Source organism: Vibrio sp. 1978 (assembly GCF_033344345.1).
The window spans coordinates 1-20,096 of sequence record NZ_JAWPOP010000034.1 but is presented as its reverse complement, the minus strand read 5'-3'; the positions used below and the strand labels follow the sequence as shown (position 1 = coordinate 20,096).

Annotated in this window: 21 protein-coding genes and 2 pseudogenes; 8 read left to right on the top strand and 15 right to left on the bottom strand. The window is 56.3% G+C overall.

Annotation, left to right across the window (positions count from 1 at the left end):
* Positions 1 to 3: 3 nt before the first annotated feature.
* The 3 genes from R8N49_RS22225 to R8N49_RS22215 all read left to right on the top strand — a co-directional run bounded on the left by R8N49_RS22225 (position 4) and on the right by R8N49_RS22215 (position 2,453).
* The gene (locus R8N49_RS22225) at positions 4 to 1,533 is read left to right on the top strand and encodes an ArdC family protein (RefSeq protein ID WP_114320490.1); all 1,530 of its coding nucleotides are present in this window, start codon (positions 4 to 6) and stop codon (positions 1,531 to 1,533) included.
* Between the two features lie 125 nt (positions 1,534 to 1,658).
* Complete coding sequence (locus R8N49_RS22220; protein WP_114320489.1) at positions 1,659 to 2,066, top strand: hypothetical protein; 408 nt, start codon at positions 1,659 to 1,661, stop codon at positions 2,064 to 2,066.
* Positions 2,067 to 2,069: 3 nt separating this feature from the next.
* Entirely contained in the window at positions 2,070 to 2,453 is a 384-nt protein-coding gene (locus R8N49_RS22215; RefSeq protein WP_114320488.1) for a helix-turn-helix domain-containing protein, read from the top strand.
* A gap of 50 nt (positions 2,454 to 2,503) precedes the next feature.
* Here the strand turns inward: R8N49_RS22215 and R8N49_RS22210 are convergent, their stop codons facing one another.
* Genes R8N49_RS22210 through R8N49_RS22200 form a run of 3 tightly spaced genes read right to left on the bottom strand, consistent with a single transcriptional unit; the run spans position 2,504 to position 4,516 of the window.
* Positions 2,504 to 3,505, bottom strand: coding sequence for a relaxase/mobilization nuclease domain-containing protein (locus R8N49_RS22210; protein WP_114320487.1), 1,002 nt, complete (start codon positions 3,503 to 3,505; stop codon positions 2,504 to 2,506).
* Positions 3,498 to 4,022, bottom strand: coding sequence for a plasmid mobilization protein (locus R8N49_RS22205; protein ID WP_012850387.1), 525 nt, complete (start codon positions 4,020 to 4,022; stop codon positions 3,498 to 3,500). Before R8N49_RS22205 ends, R8N49_RS22210 begins: the two co-directional genes overlap by 8 nt.
* A 5-nt stretch (positions 4,023 to 4,027) precedes the next feature.
* Positions 4,028 to 4,516, bottom strand: a complete 489-nt coding sequence (locus tag R8N49_RS22200) for a hypothetical protein (RefSeq protein WP_012850386.1) — start codon at positions 4,514 to 4,516, stop codon at positions 4,028 to 4,030.
* A 321-nt stretch (positions 4,517 to 4,837) separates the two neighbouring features.
* On the opposite strand from R8N49_RS22200, the gene R8N49_RS22195 reads away from it, so the two are divergent.
* Positions 4,838 to 5,551 (top strand): SprT-like domain-containing protein, encoded by a 714-nt coding sequence (locus tag R8N49_RS22195; protein ID WP_112777815.1) that lies wholly within the window; start codon positions 4,838 to 4,840, stop codon positions 5,549 to 5,551.
* A gap of 154 nt (positions 5,552 to 5,705) precedes the next feature.
* Here the strand turns inward: R8N49_RS22195 and R8N49_RS22190 are convergent, their stop codons facing one another.
* From R8N49_RS22190 to R8N49_RS22155, 8 genes are all read right to left on the bottom strand, one after another.
* Positions 5,706 to 6,260: a restriction endonuclease gene (locus tag R8N49_RS22190; protein WP_012850380.1), complete on the bottom strand. Its 555-nt coding sequence runs from the start codon at positions 6,258 to 6,260 to the stop codon at positions 5,706 to 5,708.
* Between the two features lie 60 nt (positions 6,261 to 6,320).
* Positions 6,321 to 7,538, bottom strand: coding sequence for a ParB/RepB/Spo0J family partition protein (locus tag R8N49_RS22185; RefSeq protein WP_112777816.1), 1,218 nt, complete (start codon positions 7,536 to 7,538; stop codon positions 6,321 to 6,323).
* Entirely contained in the window at positions 7,538 to 8,290 is a 753-nt protein-coding gene (locus R8N49_RS22180; protein ID WP_114320502.1) for a ParA family protein, read from the bottom strand. Before R8N49_RS22180 ends, R8N49_RS22185 begins: the two co-directional genes overlap by 1 nt.
* A gap of 3 nt (positions 8,291 to 8,293) precedes the next feature.
* On the bottom strand, positions 8,294 to 8,608 hold the full coding sequence (locus R8N49_RS22175) for a TrfB-related DNA-binding protein (protein ID WP_069971684.1): 315 nt from the start codon (positions 8,606 to 8,608) through the stop codon (positions 8,294 to 8,296).
* 200 nt (positions 8,609 to 8,808) lie between these two features.
* Positions 8,809 to 9,189: a hypothetical protein gene (locus tag R8N49_RS22170; protein ID WP_114320501.1), complete on the bottom strand. Its 381-nt coding sequence runs from the start codon at positions 9,187 to 9,189 to the stop codon at positions 8,809 to 8,811.
* 187 nt (positions 9,190 to 9,376) lie between these two features.
* Positions 9,377 to 10,372 carry a DNA-binding protein gene (locus R8N49_RS22165; protein WP_172692112.1) on the bottom strand — a complete coding sequence of 332 codons (996 nt, stop codon included), beginning with the start codon at positions 10,370 to 10,372 and terminating at the stop codon, positions 9,377 to 9,379.
* A gap of 118 nt (positions 10,373 to 10,490) precedes the next feature.
* Positions 10,491 to 10,916: an antirestriction protein gene (locus R8N49_RS22160; protein WP_114320499.1), complete on the bottom strand. Its 426-nt coding sequence runs from the start codon at positions 10,914 to 10,916 to the stop codon at positions 10,491 to 10,493.
* 631 nt (positions 10,917 to 11,547) lie between these two features.
* Complete coding sequence (locus R8N49_RS22155; RefSeq protein ID WP_068435097.1) at positions 11,548 to 11,862, bottom strand: ArsR/SmtB family transcription factor; 315 nt, start codon at positions 11,860 to 11,862, stop codon at positions 11,548 to 11,550.
* A gap of 111 nt (positions 11,863 to 11,973) precedes the next feature.
* On the opposite strand from R8N49_RS22155, the gene R8N49_RS22150 reads away from it, so the two are divergent.
* Positions 11,974 to 13,008, top strand: coding sequence for a permease (locus R8N49_RS22150; protein ID WP_172692111.1), 1,035 nt, complete (start codon positions 11,974 to 11,976; stop codon positions 13,006 to 13,008).
* Positions 13,009 to 13,020: 12 nt separating this feature from the next.
* A complete protein-coding gene (locus R8N49_RS22145) occupies positions 13,021 to 14,298 on the top strand; it encodes an ISL3 family transposase (protein ID WP_000610830.1) in 1,278 nt (425 codons plus the stop codon).
* A gap of 254 nt (positions 14,299 to 14,552) precedes the next feature.
* On the opposite strand, the gene R8N49_RS22140 is transcribed toward R8N49_RS22145, so the two are convergent.
* Both R8N49_RS22140 and R8N49_RS22135 read right to left on the bottom strand, forming a co-directional pair.
* Positions 14,553 to 15,905, bottom strand: coding sequence for a replication protein (locus R8N49_RS22140; RefSeq protein ID WP_114320498.1), 1,353 nt, complete (start codon positions 15,903 to 15,905; stop codon positions 14,553 to 14,555).
* A gap of 184 nt (positions 15,906 to 16,089) precedes the next feature.
* Positions 16,090 to 16,401: a HigA family addiction module antitoxin gene (locus R8N49_RS22135; protein ID WP_084852353.1), complete on the bottom strand. Its 312-nt coding sequence runs from the start codon at positions 16,399 to 16,401 to the stop codon at positions 16,090 to 16,092.
* 275 nt (positions 16,402 to 16,676) lie between these two features.
* On the opposite strand from R8N49_RS22135, the pseudogene R8N49_RS22125 reads away from it, so the two are divergent.
* Positions 16,677 to 17,126, top strand: a pseudogene (locus R8N49_RS22125) (helix-turn-helix domain-containing protein); the annotation flags it as partial.
* A 370-nt stretch (positions 17,127 to 17,496) separates the two neighbouring features.
* Here R8N49_RS22125 and catB read toward each other — a convergent pair.
* Complete coding sequence (gene catB / locus R8N49_RS22120; RefSeq protein ID WP_023622804.1) at positions 17,497 to 18,129, bottom strand: type B chloramphenicol O-acetyltransferase; 633 nt, start codon at positions 18,127 to 18,129, stop codon at positions 17,497 to 17,499.
* A gap of 180 nt (positions 18,130 to 18,309) precedes the next feature.
* Complete coding sequence (locus R8N49_RS22115; RefSeq protein WP_000415714.1) at positions 18,310 to 18,966, bottom strand: quinolone resistance pentapeptide repeat protein QnrVC1; 657 nt, start codon at positions 18,964 to 18,966, stop codon at positions 18,310 to 18,312.
* A gap of 325 nt (positions 18,967 to 19,291) precedes the next feature.
* Between R8N49_RS22115 and R8N49_RS22110 the strand changes: the two are divergent.
* A pseudogene (locus R8N49_RS22110) lies at positions 19,292 to 20,096 on the top strand (integrase catalytic domain-containing protein); the annotation flags it as partial.

Genomic DNA, 20,096 nt, shown 5'->3' with positions numbered 1-20,096 from the left:
CCCATGGCCGGGAGCAAGGACACCAAAAAGCCGTATTACGAGCAAATCAGTGAACGGCTTATCCAACAACTGGAAGCAGGCACGGCCCCATGGCAAAAGCCATGGGAGCCTGGTTCCCATCGAATGCCCCATAACCCGGTCAGCGGCACCAGGTACAAGGGCGCAAACGCTATCTGGCTGGCCATGCAAGGCCGGTCAGACCCTCGCTGGATGACCTACAAGCAGGCCCAAAGCGTCAACGCCCAGGTATCCAAGGGCGAAAAAGGCGTGGCGGTCCAATATTGGAAGTTCCGGGATCGCGTCCCGAAACGGGACGAAAACGGCAAACCCGTCCTGGACGACAAGGGCAAAAAGGTGATGGTCAGCGTCGAGCTGGACAAGCCGAAGGTCTTTAGTTCCGTTGTCTTCAATGCTGAGCAAATCAAGGGGCTTCCGCCCCTTGAAGCTAAGAAGGAACCGGCATGGGATCGCCACGAACGTGCCGAGTCCATCCTAAAGGCATCAGGTGCGGACCTACACCACGACCAGGGGGACCGGGCCTTTTATCGCCCGTCTACCGACTCGATCCACCTACCTGACCAGGGCCAGTTTGAAAGTGCCGATCGCTACTATTCCACGGCCTTGCATGAACTGGGGCACTGGACCGGCCACCCTTCCCGCCTGGACCGCGACCTGTCCGGTGGATTCGGCAGCGAATCCTATGCAAAAGAGGAGCTTAGGGCGGAAATTAGCAGCCTTATGATTGGCGAGGAACTGGAAATAGGACACGACCCTGGCCAACACGCGGCCTATGTCAAAAGCTGGGTTCGCGTGCTCAAGGATGACCCTAAAGAGATTCTTAGGGCTGCCCGCGACGCGGACAAAATCCGCGACATGGTGATGGGATACGAGCCAAACCGCGACCAGCACCAGGAGCAAGGCCAGAAAGCGACGATTACGCCGGCCGCCGCCGAGAAGCTGCACAAGCTCGACAAGGACGCAGTGGAAGGCTATTCCCCAATGGAAAGCTGGAAGATGATGCAGGCCGAAGCCGCTCAACACGGTTACACCGCTCGCATTGACGTGAACAAGGACCAGGACGACTTCGCCAGCCAGTTTGTCATTGGCTACGAGGACCGCAACGGCGACCAGACCGGCATCCGCACCGATATGTATGCCGATAGCAAGCTGGAAACCTCCATCGACGGCCGCCGCCTGTCCACGTTTATTTCCAACGACTCCGAAAGCCAGCCGCGACATCTCCGCGAGGCCATCCAGGAACACGAACAGGGTAAAGCCTCCCAGCCGTCGAGCAGCTACCAGGAAGCGCCTCAGAAGCCCCAGGACGCCGAAACGGCCCAAGAGCAAGGCGATGGTAGCGCCCTATCCCTCAAGCTCGCTGAGAAGGTCGCCCAGGGCTTCAAAAGTGACGCAGATCGAGCCCGATTCATGGAACGGGTCCAGGAACGGCTAGGCCAGGGGGCGGAACAGCCTTCGGATATTCGTATCAGGGAATCAGCCCCAGCCAAAGGCGATTCGGACATGGAGCGGTAACGCTTCATGGATGAAGCCCGCTCGCTTCGGCCTAGCGGGTGCGTCACCTGCCAAGTGGTGAGCAGCCGGGGGCATCCCGGCACCCTTCCCTATTTTTCGTGCGCACGAAACGCTAAGGAGTTTCTATGTCTATGCCTAACTTCACCTGGGAGGCTGGCCGATTACTCGGTTATGTCGGACGGGTGGCAATCGCCATCAGAATGAATACACCATATAACGGCGCCTATGACCCTCGGGCACCGCATCACGCCGACGATGTTATGTGGCTGGCTGATTCCCTGCACCATTTCGAGCGGCTAGGTCACGCGCTCCAGGAATCAAACCTGCAAATCATCGAAGATACATGCAATACCCTTTTGGCCATCTATAAGGATTACGGCCGCAGTGATACCGGAATGAAGTCTGAGCCGGCCGCCACCTTTCAACGTCAAACAGCGTTCCGGCTCAATGAAGGACGGGCAATCTTGACTGAACTTCGAGATAAGGCCAGGGCCTTGCGGGACCAAGAGCAGGACCAGGACCTGGAACGGTGATTCATGCCACGGGTAAAGCTCGACAACTTCACGGTTGATCAAATCCGTGAAGCATACGACCAGGCCGGCAACCTGTCTGATATGGCGAAGTCCTTGGGTATCTCCTACGCTACCGCGTCGGCCTGGACGAACCAGCTCGGCATCAAGACAAAGCGCCAAGGCTATACGGCGCCTAGCGTCGCTATCAGCGGCGCTCAATGCCGCCATGCCCGCGAGTATCTAGGTATGACCCGCGACGAATTTTGTGCAGCATCGGGCGCCGGAAAGACGGCCGTTCGACAATTCGAGCTTGGCCAGTCCACCCCACGGCGGGCCACGCTGGACAAAATCATGAAGCTATTTGATCGGTATGGCATAGTTTTTCAGTCAGACGGCACCTTTCAGTAGGCACAAAAAAACCGGCATCGGCCGGTTTTTTATTGCCTGGTAGGAGCTGGTTAACGTTCGTCCTCTTGCTCCTGGTCTTGCCCCCTTCCCTTCTCGCCACCGCGCTGGCCACTGCCACGCTGTTGAAGCTGCGCGGCCACCTTCTCCTGGAGTTCGTGGCGTTCGGTTTTCATGGGCGGCATATCCTTGACGAATGTCGCTATGCTCTGCCCCAGCTCCCGGTCTTCGGCGCTGTCACTCTGATTCAAATCCTTGGCTGCCGTCAGCCAGGCTTTGCGGACATAAGTCTGGCGGTCTTTGATCTTGTCTTCCCAAGGGCGCGGCCGGGGCTCTTTCCCTGCCCTCTCGGCGCTAAAGTCTTCGATGATTTCGCGGATTTTGGCTTGGTCCACTGCCGGCGTCATGCCCTTGTCGCGCATGTGTTTGATTGCCTGGCTAATCCCTTTCTTGATCACTCCCCGCGTCGCTCTCGGTGTCGCCTCTGCCTCTACGCCTAGACGCTCCAGCTCGGCGGCGAAGCTCTCTCGCCATATCTGAGGATCACCTTTTTTGACGTGCAGGCGCCGGCCGTCATATCCCAGGTTCTTGACGGTCAGGTGGACGTGGGGGCTATCGGTGTCAGTGTGCAATGCCATGACATATTGATGGTTCTTGCCAAACTGGTTTTTGGCAAACGCCCGCGCAGCGTTCTTCACGGCCTTGGGCTCTGTCCCGTCCGGCATGGACAGAACTATATTGGTCGTCTCTCGGGTATTCTTTCGGCGCTTACCTTGGTCTTGCGACCAGTCTTTGGCCAAAGCACGAACGGCGGTCTTCCCCTTGAGGGTTTCGCCCCGCTCGTCCTCGATCTCCAGCTTGCCGTTGCGGCTGATATAGTCCAGGTGCGCCTGGACATGGCCGGCGCCTTTGGTGTTGCCGCTGATCTTAACCATGACCTCCGGCGCACGGTCTGCAATCCGCTTGGCCCGCGATAGGTTGCCGGTCTTGTTCGCTTTGGTCTTTACGTCACCATCTAACAGGTCCGATATGGTGTCATTGGCCAGGCTACCCATCGTCTTCCTCCCAGCGGCTCATGTTCCTGGTCAACAGCGCCGCCACTTGGTCTTTGTGCTGCTCGATCCGCTCGGCCAGCTTTTCGATGGCCTCCCTCTTGAGTTTGTCGCTTTCCCTGAACTCGATATTCAAGGCCCTGGCTACCTGGTTGAGATTGCGGCCGATGGCGGCCAGCTCTCGGTTGGATTCGCGCAATGCGGCCACTTCATCGTCGGTTAAGACCGGCTCCCGATGAAGCGCCGACCTAACCAGTGCCGTTGTCCATTTGGTGGGATTCTCGTAGCCCTCTCGCTCTACCTTCTCCAGGAGCTTAACCCGCTCGCTTTCAGTCAGGCGAACAGTGACCTTCCCCGTTTTTGGTTCGCGCTTGCTCGCCGCTGGGTTGGCCTCTGCCCCACCGGACACCTTGAGGATCATCTTTCTGAGCATCTTCGCTTCGGGCTCTCCTGCGAATTGGCAGAAGTCCACCCAGGCTTGCTTTTCTTCCTCAGATAGGCGTGTTTCAGCTCGCGGCATAAGTGCTATTGCCCTCCCCCGTTCCGAAGGTAGGAACCATGCAGCGCGTTGATTTGCTCCACGGCCTTGTCCCCCTGCTTCACGCTGGGCAGGACGATTTCGTTTCCACGGGTGAAGCGGTGCCCGACTCTAACGGTATAAGACTTGAGCGCCCACCCAAGGAAACCAGGGTTATAACGAGCGTCTTCCACGTCACGCCAGCGAACGCCACCTATCCCCTTGGACCAGGGAAGGACGCCGCTATAGACCCACACCCCTTCATCGTTGACGAACAGGACCACACTCCGAAGGACCATGATCTTGTAGACCAGGACGGCCACGGCCAACGCAACGCCGGCATAGATGACGGCGACGTGGATGCCACCGAGCAGGAACGCCAGGAAAAGCATCACGCCGAACAGGACTAGCGGCCGCAAATAGGCCAACCAGGAAAGGCGGTATTGATTGAAAGCGGCGCCCTCAATCGCCGCTGATTCCATACTGGCGTCGTTCATGACTGCTCCTTGGTCGATGGATGAAATGGGGGGCTTGGGGGGAATTATAGGCAAATGTGCCGGCAAATGCCAGCACTTTGCGAATCCTGCCCTAGCCTTAAACCCCCCATTTCTTTTCGTGCGTACGAAATCGCCGTACCCCCGGAGGGCCGAGCCCCTGCGGGGCTCGCCGGCCCGCTGGCTTCGCCAGGCGGGCTTTGGCCTGCCTGACTGCCCCGCGCCGCCGTGGCGGCTTGGTCCGGGCTCTTGCAAGTTTTGGATTGTACAATCCAAAAACGGGGTTATAATTTGGATTGTACAATCCAAAAATAAGGGCCGCCCATGAAACCCACCGAAACGACATACGAGGAATTACAAGCCGCGTTCGATCACTTCAATGATGCGCTGTTCGACTCTGAGCTGCCGGTTTGCCTGATCACCCTACAGCGTGAAAAACAGACCTACGGCTATTTTTCCGCTGAACGGTTCGTGAGTCGGGACGGCGGCACCACTGACGAAATCGCCATGAACCCGGCTTACTTCGCAGTATGCCCCCCGGAAGAAATCATGCAGACCCTGGTTCACGAAATGGCCCACCTGTGGCAGCACCACTTCGGCAAGCCAGGCCGAAGGGGCTACCACAACAAAGAGTGGGCCGAGCGCATGGAAGAAATCGGACTCATGCCATCTTCGACCGGAAAGCCTGGCGGGGCGAAGACTGGCGACAAGATGGCGGATTACATCATCGAGGGCGGTCCCTTCGAGGATGCTTGCCAGGAGCTGCTAACCCGAAACTTCCGCATATCCTGGGCGGACAAGTTTCCGGCCCGTGAAAGGCTCCAGGCGGCCATCGCTGACGGGACAGTGGACGAAATGAGCGAGGAACTGGCCGCCTGGGGTGTCGAGATAGGAGAGGGTGGCGAACTTGTCCTGGAAACAGAACACAAGCAAACGCGGGTGAAATTTACCTGCCCGGATTGCGGAGCCAATGCCTGGGGGAAACCGTCGCTGAATCTGATCTGTGGTGACTGTGACGTGGCCCTGGAAGCCTGCTGACACCTGCCGCGCCCCTTCGGGGCTTGCCGGCCCGCTTCGCGGGCATGGCCTTATTGGACCCTAACGCGCCCCCTTCGGGGGCTTGTTGGCCACCGCCCCCGCGCAAACAGACTCCGCTTCGCTCCGCTAGTTTACGCGGCGTCGGCGGCTCTGGTTAAAGACGCCGGTCGGGGTCGAGTAAATCCAGCAACTTGCCGCCACTGATTATCCAGACGTTGGCCTGGTTGTTCGCCAGAAGGCGACTGGCGTCGCCGGTTTTGCCTGTGTGAATGAAAAAGCCCTTGCAGCCCTTCGCATCCACCATGCGGCAAAACTCCTGGACGTGAGCGGCGCTGATATGCCCCGCGTACCGTTTCGCCTGGATCAGGAACAAGTCGCCATCGAGCCACACGCGCCCATCAATGCCACCGTCTCCGGTGTATCGCGTGTTGCGCTTCACCTTATAGCCGCGCTGCTCGAACGTCTCCAGGATCATTTCCTCGAACGTGAACGGGTTGATACTCCGAAGAAAGGCAAACTTTCGGCCAGGGTCTGGTATCTCTGCCAACTTGGCCAGGCTCTGCCTTGCCTGCCGTTCCCTCCGACGATGGGCGGGCTTACGCCAGCCCAGCAAGCGAAGGAGGGGCCGGCCGAAATTGCTCAGCAACGCCAGCAGGACAAGGCCGGTGATCAGCACCGGCAGGGGAAGGTCATAGAGAAATTCGGTCATGGTTCACCACCACGGCGGCGGGACGGCAACCAGGAGGGTAGGGCAGCCGTCCCGGCTGCCTCACGCTTCAATGACTGCCACCAAGGCCACTTGGTTAAGGTCCACCTCTACTTCCTGGCCATCGTCATCATATTTGATCCACGCCAGACCGTAGGCCGCTCGACGCTCGGTTAGCAGACGGGCTTCGCGCTCGTCATGCTTCACCTGGATGATGGCTTTCTTGATACGGTCGGCCTTCTCGTCCTGCTCTAGCATCTGGTCCGCTTGGCCCTCCAGGGTGCCGCCGCTCAGCGGTTCGCCATCCAGGGTAAGCGGTTGCTGGTCTTCGTTGCGGGTCGAAGGATCGGGGAACTGGTCGCCCGGTTCTTCGTCGGTGTCACCTTCACCAAGCTGTGTTTCAGACGCCGGTGTGGTGTCGCCCTGGTTATCGTCCTCGTCCTTCGGCGCCTGGGGCTCTTGGTCCTTGCTGTCGCCAGTGGGCGCGGTCGGCTTCTCGTCCTTTTCCTTCGGCCCCTCCGGCTTCTTGAGACTTTCCAGGAAAGCGCGGACCTGCGAGGTGGTCAGCTCCTGGTCGTTTTCGTTGGCGTCCTGACAGAACGCCTCCACCGGCTCGGGATTCTTCTTGTGGGCGCGGTGAAGCAACGCCAGGGCCTGCATCGAGCGGCAACGCTCGCTGTCGTACAGGTCGCGGATAGCGCCGGCCATGTCAAAGAAAATGACGTGATCCGAAACATAGGACGCCGGACGGCCAAGGGCCTTCGCCACCTCCGTTTTGCTGTATCCCTCGTCCAGCCGTGCCTTAATAAACATGGCGATTTCTAGCGGGCTCAACTGCTCGCGCTGGTCGTTCAGCACGAACTTATCGAAGTCGTCCAGCTCGTCCTTGATGATGTACGGCGCTTGTTCGAGGCCGGCCAGCTTAGCAGCACGGTAGCGGCGGGCGCCTCCGTTGATGATGAAGTGCCCCGGCTTGTCCGGGTGGTGCTTCACGCTCAACGGCTCCAGGATACCCCGGACCTCTCCGGTTTTAGGGTTAACCTGCGTCATCGACTCGGCCAGCTCCTGGAGGCGCTGAGCATCGAACTCCTGGCGGGCGTTGTCCTCGTCTTCGTGGAAGTGGTCCAGGGGCGCGTAGGAAACAGCGCCGGCCGGCGCCGCGTTGCCTGCATCCTCTTGGGCCTTGCCTTTCTTGCCGCCGTCCAGGAACGACGACAAGTTGAAGTCGTCCAGGCCGGACAGGTCGGCACCCTTGCTTTTCGGTGTGGTCTTATCGGTCATTACTTCAGCCCTCCCATTTTCTCGTAGACGATGGCGAACGCTTCCTGGAACTCGCGGCCGGCTTCACGGGCGGACGTTTTCTTGAGCTGCCACACCGGGATGCCTTCGGAAAGAGCCTCGGGGATTGAAGACCGGATGCCAATTCGCGCCTTGATCAACAAGTGCGAGTAGTTCTTGACCAGGTTGGTCAGCGTCTCTTTTTGCGCCAGGGAACGCGGGTTAAACCGATTAGGCAACATGCCGAGGAAATTAAGGTCCGGGTTCCACTTCTCTTTGACGCCGAAAATGGTCTGCAACATCTTAGTGATACCGTCGATGCTGTATTCCTCCAGCTCGATAGGTGCCAGGACGTGATCGGCAACGAGAAGGGCGGCAGTCATGCGAAGGCCCAGGGTCGGCGGGGTGTCGATAACGCAGTAATCGAACGCCTCGCCCAGGTTATCCAGGTTCTGCTTGAACGTGGACAGCACGGACGGTTCGGCCCGCTCAATGTCGGCCATAGCGCCGTCAGCATGAATAAGGGTAATCCCCTCGGCCGGATCGACGGTTTCCACGCTCTCGGTGAAAAGCTGGCTTGCGGTGACATTGGCGGGCGGCGCGATACGCTCCAGCGTTTTTGTCGCGTTGGCCTGCGGGTCCAGGTCCAGGAACAGAACCCGCTTTCCCTTCTCCTGAATGTCCATCGCTTGGTGAACGGCTACAGTGGATTTGCCAACGCCGCCTTTCTGGTTAGATACCGTGATGATCTGCATGATTTAGTCCTCGTTCTCATGTTGCCGTCTGGCTTCTTCCTCCAAGGCCCTAACCAGGTGGACCATTTCCGAAGGCAGACAGACTTCGATTCTTTCCCAGCCCTCCGGGGGCTGCCCGTATGTTTCGTGGGCCTCGCGGATTTTCCGCACAACGGCCGCTATTGCTGTTCGACTCAAGCCCGTTTCGCGCACCAACTCGGCTTGCTTCCGGCCTTCAACCAGGATCGCCCTGGCTATCTGTATGTTTCGGGCCTTCATGGCCCTTGGTAATCGTTTAACGGCTTGATCGAACTCCGATGGTGTCAAGCGTCTTTTCATGTGGCCTCGCGTTTGGCAGGTGGCCAGCGACTGCCGCCTGCTGCTCTTTCGGTCATGTCATGGCTCCTTGATCTGGTCGGCGTAGAATGACCCTACGCCTTCCAGTTTAACACCTTATCTATTACCGTCAATAGATAATGACAACATTTAGACCGAAAGAATGGGCCGATTTCGTGCGCACGAAATGGCCCGGCCTCGGGTTAGTCGTCCAGGATAACCATGGTAAGACCTTCGATGTGAAGGCCTGAACGATCCATCAAAGTACGTTTGCCCATGTACTGATCGCGGACCTCGCTCCAGTTGGCCAGGTCGAAACGTTCGGTTGTCCATACGCTGCGGTAATCAGAAGGGGCGGCGTTGTAGGCGGACGCCGTGATAACCAGCTTGTCGGCCATCTTATAGACGGTGCCCAGCGGTCGTTCCTCAACGGCAACCAGGGCGCCGGCCTCTACCAGCTCTCGGAACGCCTCTTTCCAGGTGGCCAACTCGGCACCACTGGCCCAGGTCATGACGGCAAAGTGGGTAAAGGTTTCGCCCTGGAACTCGCGGGCGAGGGTGTCGATAAGTGTTTGCTTTGACATTGTGTTGTCCTCGTAGTCGAAGGTTAAAACTGCAACGGACTAAGTGGTGGTGCCCGCTGCGGATATGATTAATATAATACACTAGCTGTATTATATCAAGTTTTTTTTCGACTTCCACAAACACAATATCTAGTAGTCCGCGGCAGCTCCTGGAGCACAACATATAGTGCCAGGGCCGCCGCTTCGCTTACTTCTTGGCGCTGCCTTTTCCGGCCTGTTTAAGCTCTGCCAGTTGCGCCTTGATAGCGGTCAACTCACCATTAAGGGTTGCATTGCGCTCCCGACACTCGGCCAGCTCCTGGCGGGCTTGCTCGCGGTCCTGCAGAGCGGCTGCCACACGCTCGGCGGCCTTCTCCGCTTCTTGCTCGGCCTTCTGGCGCTGCTCTTGGTGCTGCGCCTCCTGGGCTTCGGCTCTTGCCTTCACCTGGGCCAGTTCCCCGGTCAAGGTATCGAGACGCTGGCGAAGTTCGCCGGCCGCCGCGTCGGCCTTCTCCAACTCCTGCCGGTGCTGTGACTCCAGGGAACGCTTTTCCTCCTGGTGCTGCTTCTCTACGGCCTTACGGTCGCGGTCGGCTTCCTTCCGCTGCTCCTTGGCGTCGGCTCGGGCCTCGGCCAGCTCGGCTTTCAGTTCTTCGGTGCGTTCGCCTCGATCCGCTGCCTGGCGTTCGGCAGTGGCCAGTCGGGTTTTCAGCTCCTGGGTTTCGCGCTCCAGCTCGTCGATTTGCTGCCTCGCTGCCTGCGCGCTTTCCATAGTTGCCTGGTGTGCCTTCTGCTCGTCGGCCAGTTGTTGCGTTACCGCCTCCAACTCAAGGCCTTGAGACTCGAAAGCCTCGGCCATCTCTGCGCGTAGTTGATCCGCTTCGCCGCGTTCTTCGTCCCAGCCTTTCTGTGCTGCTGACAAGGCTTCATTGGCCAGCGCCTGGGCTTCGGTCCACGCGGCCGCCAAAGCTCCTTGGAATGCTTCCTGTACGGCTGCCGGAACTGGGACAGCTACTGGCGCGGCCTGGCTGGTTTGCTGCTTCCGCCACTCACGCATAACGGCGCTAGTGGTGTTCATATCTGCCTTTGCCGCTCTCCGCACGTCATCAACGGTCGGCATTTTCTCGCGGCCGTTCTGTTCGTAAAGCTCGTTGGCCACCTGCACGATGCGGTCGTAAGTCTCGGTTGGGATGCCCTGGGCCATGGTTCTATCTCCTGTCTGCCTATCGAGTGAATCGAGTGATAAGAATAATAATAATCCTATTATTCTTATTATTCAAGATAAGAAAAACCCCGGCCTGGACCGGGGTCGTTTGGGTTCGTTAGTCGATAGCCGCCAGAATCTTGCCCGCTTCGGGGTGGTCCAGGGCGTAATCCCTGAGCCAGTGGAAGTGACGGGCAAAGGCATCGGCGCCGGTTGAATTGGCCAAGTAGCCGTAAGCGAACAGGCAAGCCACGATCCCGGCCGCGTCCGGGCTCATTTCGCCGTCGAAGTAGTTACCTGACACCGAAACGCGCAGCTCCTGGGTGCCAGTGGGGGCCATGTAAAAGCCACCATTGGACAGGTCGTAGAACTCCCAATATCCGCCCTGGTAGGCCTCGACCAGCTCGCGCATGTAGGCAAACACAACCGTTTCCACGGCCATCATGTGGCGGCCGAAGTGACGGGGTAGCGCATTGATACGGCTTGCGGTCGGAATCTGGTTAGCGGTTACGGCCGTTTCGATCTGTGCAGCGTTGTTCATCATGTTGGTTCCTCATAGTCGAAGGTTTGAATATCCGCGCCGGACGATGTGGTGGTGCCCGCTGCGGATATGATTAATATAATACACTAGCTGTATTATATCAACCCCCTTTCGACAATTTCGCCTCTCGATCCTCGCCACCTGGTCAAATGATCTTCACGTAGGTGGCCAACACGCCACCAAGGCAAAAAAGGCAACTTTCCGGCGTTATAACGCGCTCCTACGTGAAATCTGCGCCAGTTAGCAGGGGTAACGGCCTCAGATTTCAAGCTGAGACGCCACCTAGAACCAAGAAGCGGGCTCAACTATGGGGACATCCTTCCGCTTCGCTCCAGGACCGGGGGAAAACCATGATGGACAACCTGATGGACGGACAAGCCGCCCACGAGGTTGACCACAAGGTTTCCTCCCCTTGCCCGCCATAGTCACCCGCCAAGGCAACAACAGGTTTTTATTTTGGGTATCCGGAATTTCTGGTTGATAAAATGCCAAAGATGTAAAGAAGAAAATCTTTCTCAGCGGATTATCTGATTGATCCTCTTCAGCCTACTCTACTGCCAATTTTCTGTTTCCACCTTCGCCTGAGTCTTCATAGCGATGCTGACTAGGGAGGACAGCGAGAGCTGGGCAAGCGTCAAAGCGGTTCTGGTTCATGCGCAATCCGAACACCTGCACAACATTCCTCTAGTAAGAAACCGATCAAATTCTCTAGGTGCCCATACTCGGGTATACAGACAATCGTGCGGCTATGTTTCTCCTGCCGGATCAGCCCTACCTTGGCCATGCGCGCAAGGTGATGTGATAGCGTCGAAGCAGGAATACCCAGCCCCTTCTGGATATCTCCGACCGAAGCCCCATCATGGCCAGCTTTGACCAGAAAGCGGAACACGGACAGTCGGTGACTATTCCCTAGCTCAGCTAAGCTGGCTGCAACCTTTTCGTGATCCATAGCACGCCCCAATAATTCGATGTTTCTAGAATTATAGTTGACAGGTCGGATAAACGCAAGTAGGCTGCGTACATCATTTCGACAATACTAGAAATATAGGAGTAATATTGAATGTCATCTCAACTCCAAGACGCTCTAGGCATGTTCGCCTTTCTCGCTATCGAGCTATCGGTTTTATTCATTGGCATTAGCTTGCTGGTCGGAGTTCTTCAACGTCACATCCCACCATCCAAGGTGGAAGCGTTACTGACTTCCAGTGGGAAGCGAGGCTATTTTCTTGCTGCTGGTTTAGGAGCTATAACGCCCTTCTGTAGTTGCTCGACTATCCCCATGTTGAAAGGGTTGATTCGGGCACGGGCCGGTTTTGGGCCGATGATGGTGTTTCTTTTCTCATCTCCGTTGCTGAATCCTATCGTCGTCGGCCTGCTGGTTGCCACGTTTGGATGGACACTTACTGCTATCTATGTGCTCGCCGCTTTGGTGGTCGCGGTAGGTGCCGGATGGCTGCTTCACACGCTTGGCTTCGAGCGTTATGTGCGCCGGACGGCGACACAAGAGAGCAGTGGATGTAGTTCATCAGCAAGCCCGTGCAGTGCTACATCGACCGCATCGAGTTGCGGCACCAACAGCTGCGACACCACTCCGAAGACGGCTTCTTGCGGGGCTGATAGGAAGACAACAGTCTCTACGTCTAGCGAATGCTGTGACAGTCAACCCACTGTCACGGTTAAGAAAGAAGGGAAGTACAGTGGTGTGTGGCGGGAAGCTTGGTCGGACTTTATCGATGTGTTGCCTTACCTGCTCATCGGTATTGCGATTGGCAGCGTGGTCTATGGTTTCATGCCCACTGACTTATTGGAGCAGTATGCAGGCCCAGATAATCCCTTTGCCATTCCAGTTGCCGCTGTCATCGGCGTGCCGTTGTATATTCGCGCTGAAGCCGTCATACCTCTGGCAGCGGCTCTGATGGCCAAAGGCGTGGGTGCCGGGACGGTGCTAGCGTTGATCATCGGCAGTGCCGGAGCCAGCCTGACTGAGCTCATTCTGTTGCGCTCTTTGTTCACGCTGAAGCTTTTAGCGGCGTTTTTAGCAGTCATTTTTGCTATGGCGATGATTGCCGGTTACGCCACCTACCTGTTTTTCTGATCAAGGCGGGAGATGATTAATTCGTTAAGCCTTCCTGGGTACCAGTTGGTGGATTCTGATGAGCAGAATGAAGACATACATTTTCGGCTTGAAGCACCTACACCAGTAGCCTGCGAGGGGTGCGGCGTGCAGGGTGAGTTCGTACGGTTCGGCAAGCGTGACGTTCCCTATCGTGATCTGCCCATCCACGGCAAGCGGGTCACTCTCTGGGTGGTCCGCCGCCGATACACCTGCCGGGCCTGCAAGACAACATTCAGGCCCCAGCTACCAGAGATGGTGGACGGATTCCGTATGACACTGCGGCTGCATGAGTACGTGGAGAAGGAATCCTTCAACCACCCCTACACCTTTGTGGCGGCACAGACCGGCCTGGACGAGAAGACGGTGCGCGACATCTTCAACGCCCGCGCCGAGTTCCTGGGGCGCTGGCACCGCTTCGAGACGCCCCGCATCCTGGGCATTGACGAGCTATACCTGAACAAGCGCTACCGCTGCATTCTGACCAACATTGAGGAGCGAACCCTGCTCGACCTGCTGGCCACCCGCCGCCAGGACGTGGTGACCAACTACCTGATGAAGCTGAAAGACCGGCAGAAGGTCGAGATCGTCAGCATGGACATGTGGAACCCCTACCGGGCAGCGGTCAAGGCTGTGCTGCCCCAGGCCCGTATCGTGGTCGATAAGTTCCATGTGGTGCGCATGGCCAACGATGCCCTAGAGAGAGTGCGCAAGGGCCTCAGAAAGGAGCTGAAACCGTCCCAGAGCCGGACTCTCAAGGGAGACCGGAAAATCCTGCTGAAACGCGCTCACGAAGTCTCAGACCGGGAGCGCCTCATCATGGAGACCTGGACAGGCGCGTTCCCGCAACTGCTGGCCGCCTACGAGCACAAGGAGCGCTTCTACGGCATCTGGGACGCCACCACACGGCTCCAGGCAGAAGCCGCCCTGGACGAGTGGATAGCCACCATCCCGAAGGGCCAAAAGGAAGTCTGGAGCGATCTGGTCAGGGCAGTGGGAAACTGGCGCGAAGAGACCATGACCTACTTCGAGACGGACATGCCCGTCACCAACGCTTACACGGAGTCCATCAACCGACTGGCCAAGGACAAGAACCGTGAAGGGCGCGGTTACTCCTTCGAGGTGATGCGGGCACGAATGCTCTACACCACGAAGCACAAGAAGAAGGCACCGACTGCGAAGGTCTCTCCTTTCTACAAGAAAACCATCGGTTACGGACTGCCGGACTTCGCAGAGGAACTCAACTACGGAGTCGATCTATCAACCATCTGATAATGGTATCAGGTTGGTGGGGTAAAGGTGCCCCATCAACCATTAAATCCGTATACCCTTTATTTTTTTGATTTTTAAAGGGAAAACACCAACGGGCAGGGCGGATATACCGTTAACCTGGAAGGCAGGGGAAAGGCACTGGCTAGGCACCTGCTGATATACGCACGGACCTATCTCACTACCTGGCGTTCCTAAACCCCCTGGCCTTCGGCCGGCGCTGAGGCTTCGCCATTAGAAATACGCACGGACTTGTCTCATTCTCCAGATTGGCTTCTGGCGGCCTGATATACGCACGGACTTGTCTCACCTTCGGCCGGCATCGGCTTGCCCAGGCGATACCACTTGGCGCGGCTCATTCCCAGGGCCTCCCAGGGCTTTTGACGGGTCAGTGACTGGCTTTCGTAGGTTTCCCGGTCAATGGCTCCAGCTTGGCGTCTCCGTTCCTTCTCGCGCTCTCTGTGGCGCTCTTTGGCCATGTCGCTGCTAATGATCGTCCTAAGCTGGCGTTGCTCGTCATCGTTGATCTGGAACAGATTGATTAGGGTGTCATTTCGTGGCGTATACAACGGCGGCACCTTGCGGCCGTTGAACTCGACGGTTTCCCCCGCTTCGTTGGCCTTGGCCTTGCTGTAGAGCGTCATCAGCTCTTTGCTACGGTGGTTCCAGTTCGCGTCCAGCTCTCGGGCGAGTGCGGACGCTTCGTGATACATCAAGCTGGCGTTGGTAGCCCCCGACAACAACAGGAAGTTGAGACGCCAAAAGAGGTGCTGCATTCGCTCCCCTTCGACTACGCCGCCGCGTAGGTCGGCCAGGCGTCGAAGATCCTCCAGGCGGTCCCATGCCAGTTGTCGGCCAGAAAAGCCCTTTAGGTTCCCCTGGCGGCCGCCAGGTATCAGGGTTAGTTGTCGGTCGCGCCGGCGCTTTTGTTGCGCTTCAATGTCCCAGCGAGCCACGGGCAGCAGCATTTCGCAAAGATACTCGAAGTTGTAGCGGGCGGGTTCGCCGGCTTCCTCCTGGACGTGGACCACGCGGCAGATGTTCCCGCTCTTGGTGTTGACCGTATCGACCAGGCGCAACACGCGGCTGGCATCCTTGGCGGCAGGATCGGCGCCCAGCTCGGCCAGCTTGTCTACCAGGTGGCGTTGGCAGGCGTTCCAGCGGGGCAGGGCCTGGCGAGGGATTGGCGCATCGAGCAACCATTTCAGTTGCAGGCCTCGGCCGGAATAGATCATCAGCGAAGGCAGGGGCAGGCCTTCGGCTTGACAGAAGTAGATAACGCCGGCTGCTTGTTCCTCTGGCGTTCGCCCTGTCGCCCAGGGCACCCGGTAGGTATCGAGGTCCACGAACATCAGCCCAATACGTAGCAGATTGACCACGCGGCGATTAGGGCGGAAGAACTCGGCTTGTGACAGCCAGGTGTCACGGGTCGAGTCCACCATGCCCAGGACGGTAGCCATTTCGCTGAGAGGGTGGGAGGACTGCCGCTTGTCGCCGTTGTCCTTGCTGGTGAGCAGCGAGAAGAACCCGCGCCGGCCGGCGTCGTGATACGTGTTGGCCTCTTGTGTCTGGTCGAATAGCGCCAGTTGTGCCGCTTGTTGTTGTGCCACTGTAACCCCTACTACTTGATTAGAGGGGCACCCGCGCTATAATAGACACGTGTGCCCCATGCCCCGCTAGGCAATCGGCCACCTCGTTAGCTCCCGCCAAGTTGCTAACGAAACCGCCCACACTGTGATGTAGCCCTGATCGCTTTTCCGCCCGCCAAGTTGGAAAGCATCGGGGCTTCGCTTTTTATGCTGCTACCATTTTCATCAACGGCACGATGCTTTCGAGCCGTTCCTTTCGTTTTTCGCTGTGCAGCGCGTCCCAAATATCAACCGCTTGTTGCAGCTCCAGCCAGTAATCGGGGCCTGTGCCAAAGGCCTTACCGAGAATCAACGCCGTGTCGATGGTCACGCGGGCTTTGCCCTTGCAAAGCTCGTTGACGTGCTTCCGGGTCCATCCGGTATGGCTGGCCAGCTCCTTTTGGGTGATTTGGTTCGGCTGCATGAACTGCGTTTCCAGGACTTCGCCTGGCGCCTTCGGCTTGCGCTTCATGTTCATGGTTCACCTCCTGGCTGTCGCCTATCAATGCGTGTAAGTGTAACCGACTTGGTTAACCTGTCAAGATGGGGTGTTTTGATTCGCGCCGCCTTCCGGGTGCGAACTAGCGAAGTCTGTTCGTTTCTGGAAGGTGGTGTCATTTTCAGAAGACGACTGCACCAGTTGATTGGGCGTAATGGCTGTTGTGCAGCCAGCTCCTGACAGTTCAATATCAGAAGTGATCTGCACCAATCTCGACTATGCTCAATACTCGTGTGCACCAAAGCGAGGTGAGCATGGCGACGGACACCCCACGGATTCCAGAACAAGGCGTGGCCACTCTGCCTGATGAGGCTTGGGAGCGTGCGCGCCGTCGTGCGGAGATCATCAGTCCGTTGGCGCAGTCGGAGACGGTCGGGCACGAAGCGGCCGATATGGCGGCTCAGGCGCTGGGCTTGTCTCGGCGCCAGGTATACGTTCTGATCCGGCGTGCCCGGCAAGGCAGCGGCCTCGTGACGGATCTGGTGCCCGGCCAGTCCGGTGGAGGTAAAGGTAAGGGGCGCTTGCCGGAACCGGTCGAGCGCGTCATCCACGAGCTACTGCAAAAGCGGTTCCTGACCAAGCAGAAGCGCAGCCTAGCGGCCTTTCACCGCGAAGTCACTCAGGTGTGCAAGGCTCAAAAACTGCGAGTGCCGGCGCGCAATACCGTGGCCTTACGGATCGCTAGCCTTGACCCGCGCTATATCCATAGTTGGATATAGTAAATGACAAACCTCATGAGCCAACTGAAAAATCAGCTGAATATCGTCATTCTTTACTCGTTCACTTAATGAAATAGCAACTTCGTTAGTATCTGGGTAGTACGCCAAATGTGGAGAGTGGTCATTAATTTCTATACCACAATAACTCCATTGATTAACCATCTCTCCAAATAACTCTTCAGCGAGACTTATTAGCTCTTTAGCTACAGAATCTAGTTCTAGAATAATTTAACCCTCACCATAATAGATTAATTGTAATACTCTTTACTGCTAACGCCCGGCTTTGGGGCGGACTTGTAGCCGCAAAGCGGCGGAAAGGCCGTCCCAGCCCCGAAGGGGCGACAACAGCCGTTTGTTAGGCACTTGAACGCTGCCAAAAATGGTACAAGCCTGCAATATCAGACGAGCACAAAAGAGGCATTGCTTCTTTAATTTGCTCCAACGGCCAATCCCACCACTTCATATCTAGCAACATTGAAATTTCCTGTTCTGAAAAGCGCTTCTTTATCTCTTTTGCAGGGTTGCCACCAACAATTGTGTATGGCTCTATATCTTTGGTAACCAAAGCCCGGCTGCCAATTACCGCTCCATGGCCAACCTTTACTCCAGGCATAATCATTGCTTCAGAGCCAATCCACACGTCGCTTCCTATGACGGTATCACCTGCCGCCTGGAAAGCATCAACTGATTCCGAAAATGCCGGTTCCTCATTCATATAGAAAAAAGGGAATGATGTAACCCAATCATATCGGTGACCTTGATTTCCAGCCATGATAAAAGATGCACCCGTCCCTATGGAGCAAAAGCTTCCAATTATCAATTTATCAACGTCATCACGATCAGGCAGGAGGTAGCGAGCGCAATCATCAAATGAATGCCCGTGGTAATAGCCTGAATAATAGCTATAACGGCCTACCTTGATATTTGGGTTCTTTACCTGTTCGACGAGAGGTTTTCCCTTAAACGGGCTCTCAAAATAGTTCTTCATATCATTCCACACTAAAAATCTGCAACAACACCGTTGCCTAACGCCCGCTTAAGTGGTGAGCAACGCTACCACAACACTCAATTATTACACCGTAAATACAAAAGCCAATTCAAACTAAAACCGCCAAACGTTGCGAATCCGTCTTAAAGCGTTTGTTATGTGCGTAGCCGAATCTTGCGCTTAGTCAGGAACAATGATTACCCCTAATTGCTCCAGTAACTGTTCCTGTTGCCACGAGCATATTTTTACACCCGTAAGATCAATCTTTCGAGGATCTAAACCATAAAGCTCTGAATGGCTTAAATCACAGCCTTGTACTCTAAACTGTTCCCAGCAGTCTTCCGAAAAAACACCACGGCTTAAATCTGATTCTTTAAATGAAGCGCCTCGAAGATTTGCACCAATCCATCTATTTTCGAACAGGTCACATTTTTCAATAAGCTGCTGCTCAAAATTGGCATAGGATAAGTTACAACCTGTTATGTATGCAGAACAAAAGTACATTTTATTCGAAACCTGATTTACAAAACTAACTTGACTAAAATTTGCTCCTTTAAGATCACAATCTCTCAGTTCAATACCAAAGCAATTTGCCCCCTTAAAATGGGACATTGAAAGCTGACAGTTTTTAAATGAAGCATCTCGAAGATCAGCATAAGAAAAATCGCACCCTTCCAATGCCCCCTGCTCTATGAAAGTACAGTTAATGAACTGTGTATCTCGGAGGTTTGAGCGCTTAAAATTACAATGTATAAAAGTACAATTGCTAAAGATATGTTCTTGCAAGTCCTGATGTGAGAAGTTCACTTGATTATATAATTGCTTTGATTTTTCCATGCTGTGGCTCCAAAAAACATTTGATTTGAAGACTATCATTTACCTGAAAGTTCTCAACAAAAACAAAACCAATAAAAACAGAAACTTAAAACACCCCGTTTTAGCCAAAATAAGGCATCAAAACGGCATTTTAAAGGGGGCTAATTCGAAACGACCGATGCGGCCAGCCAGAAGAAAGTTTTAGTGAATCTGGCTTGCTTTAGAGAAAGCACATAACAGCGTATTAGTAGGCATGCTCGTTTTGTCGCTTTGGCTTGCTTACTAAAAATTAATGTATGACTCTGAATACTAAAGATTTAATCAAAAAAAACAAGCTAACCTTTAGGTCATCCGCCGGCGGGAAGGCCAGGATGCCGCTCGTGACCTACAAGGTGTGGGCGGCGAGCCTCCTGCCGTGACCGCGCCGCTGGAGCAGGTGCAGATAGACCATACGGTCATCGACCTGATCGTGGTCGATGACCGCGACCGGCAACCTATTGGCCGCCCGTACCTGACCCTCGCCATCGACGTGTTCACCCGCTGCGTGCTCGGCATGGTCGTCACGCTGGAAGCGCCGTCTGCCGTTTCGGTTGGCCTGTGCCTCGTGCATGTCGCCTGCGACAAGCGCCCTTGGCTGGAAGGACTGAACGTGGAAATGGATTGGCAGATGAGCGGCAAGCCCTTGCTGCTCTACCTAGACAACGCGGCCGAGTTCAAGAGCGAGGCCCTGCGCCGGGGTTGCGAGCAGCATGGCATCCGGCTGGACTATCGCCCGCTGGGACAGCCGCACTATGGCGGCATCGTGGAACGGATCATCGGCACGGCGATGCAGATGATTCACGACGAACTGCCGGGAACGACCTTCTCCAACCCTGACCAGCGCGGCGACTACGATTCCGAAAACAAGGCCGCCCTGACGCTGCGCGAGCTAGAGCGCTGGCTCACATTGGCGGTCGGCACCTACCACGGTTCGGTGCACAACGGCCTGCTCCAACCGCCGGCCGCGCGCTGGGCCGAGGCCGTGGCGCGTGTCGGCGTACCGGCCGTCGTCACACGCGCTACTTCGTTCCTGGTCGATTTTCTGCCGATCCTCCGGCGCACGCTGACCCGCACCGGCTTTGTCATCGACCACATCCACTACTACGCCGATG

Bases quoted from the DNA above. Each gene is read 5' to 3' on its own strand.
- R8N49_RS22225 (WP_114320490.1), top strand. From the start codon at position 4: ATGGCCGGGAGCAAGGACACCAAAAAGCCGTATTACGAGCAAATCAGT.
- R8N49_RS22220 (WP_114320489.1), top strand. From the start codon at position 1,659: ATGTCTATGCCTAACTTCACCTGGGAGGCTGGCCGATTACTCGGTTAT.
- R8N49_RS22215 (WP_114320488.1), top strand. From the start codon at position 2,070: ATGCCACGGGTAAAGCTCGACAACTTCACGGTTGATCAAATCCGTGAA.
- R8N49_RS22210 (WP_114320487.1), bottom strand. From the start codon at position 3,505: ATGGGTAGCCTGGCCAATGACACCATATCGGACCTGTTAGATGGTGAC.
- R8N49_RS22205 (WP_012850387.1), bottom strand. From the start codon at position 4,022: ATGCCGCGAGCTGAAACACGCCTATCTGAGGAAGAAAAGCAAGCCTGG.
- R8N49_RS22200 (WP_012850386.1), bottom strand. From the start codon at position 4,516: ATGAACGACGCCAGTATGGAATCAGCGGCGATTGAGGGCGCCGCTTTC.
- R8N49_RS22195 (WP_112777815.1), top strand. From the start codon at position 4,838: ATGAAACCCACCGAAACGACATACGAGGAATTACAAGCCGCGTTCGAT.
- R8N49_RS22190 (WP_012850380.1), bottom strand. From the start codon at position 6,260: ATGACCGAATTTCTCTATGACCTTCCCCTGCCGGTGCTGATCACCGGC.
- R8N49_RS22185 (WP_112777816.1), bottom strand. From the start codon at position 7,538: ATGACCGATAAGACCACACCGAAAAGCAAGGGTGCCGACCTGTCCGGC.
- R8N49_RS22180 (WP_114320502.1), bottom strand. From the start codon at position 8,290: ATGCAGATCATCACGGTATCTAACCAGAAAGGCGGCGTTGGCAAATCC.
- R8N49_RS22175 (WP_069971684.1), bottom strand. From the start codon at position 8,608: ATGAAAAGACGCTTGACACCATCGGAGTTCGATCAAGCCGTTAAACGA.
- R8N49_RS22170 (WP_114320501.1), bottom strand. From the start codon at position 9,189: ATGTCAAAGCAAACACTTATCGACACCCTCGCCCGCGAGTTCCAGGGC.
- R8N49_RS22165 (WP_172692112.1), bottom strand. From the start codon at position 10,372: ATGGCCCAGGGCATCCCAACCGAGACTTACGACCGCATCGTGCAGGTG.
- R8N49_RS22160 (WP_114320499.1), bottom strand. From the start codon at position 10,916: ATGATGAACAACGCTGCACAGATCGAAACGGCCGTAACCGCTAACCAG.
- R8N49_RS22155 (WP_068435097.1), bottom strand. From the start codon at position 11,862: ATGGATCACGAAAAGGTTGCAGCCAGCTTAGCTGAGCTAGGGAATAGT.
- R8N49_RS22150 (WP_172692111.1), top strand. From the start codon at position 11,974: ATGTCATCTCAACTCCAAGACGCTCTAGGCATGTTCGCCTTTCTCGCT.
- R8N49_RS22145 (WP_000610830.1), top strand. From the start codon at position 13,021: ATGATTAATTCGTTAAGCCTTCCTGGGTACCAGTTGGTGGATTCTGAT.
- R8N49_RS22135 (WP_084852353.1), bottom strand. From the start codon at position 16,401: ATGAACATGAAGCGCAAGCCGAAGGCGCCAGGCGAAGTCCTGGAAACG.
- catB (WP_023622804.1), bottom strand. From the start codon at position 18,129: ATGAAGAACTATTTTGAGAGCCCGTTTAAGGGAAAACCTCTCGTCGAA.
- R8N49_RS22115 (WP_000415714.1), bottom strand. From the start codon at position 18,966: ATGGAAAAATCAAAGCAATTATATAATCAAGTGAACTTCTCACATCAG.